The organism is Limosilactobacillus balticus (genome assembly GCF_014145615.1).
Taxonomy (GTDB): Bacteria; Bacillota; Bacilli; order Lactobacillales; family Lactobacillaceae; genus Limosilactobacillus; species Limosilactobacillus balticus.
Map to the genome: position 1 here is coordinate 1 of NZ_JACIVH010000048.1, position 200 is coordinate 200.

1 rRNA gene is annotated in these 200 nt (G+C 52.5%); it reads right to left on the minus strand.

Features of this window, described 5'->3' with window-relative positions:
- A 16S ribosomal RNA gene (locus tag H5S10_RS10625) occupies positions 1 to 200 on the minus strand; the annotation flags it as partial.

The following is a 200-nucleotide window of genomic DNA, read 5'->3' on the forward strand; positions in this document are numbered from 1 at the left end:
GGTATTAGCATCTGTTTCCAAATGTTATCCCCCGCTCCGGGGCAGGTTACCTACGTGTTACTCACCCGTCCGCCACTCACTGGTGATCCATCGTCAATCAGGTGCAAGCACCATCAATCAGTTGGGCCAGTGCGTACGACTTGCATGTATTAGGCACACCGCCGGCGTTCATCCTGAGCCAGGATCAAACTCTCATATAA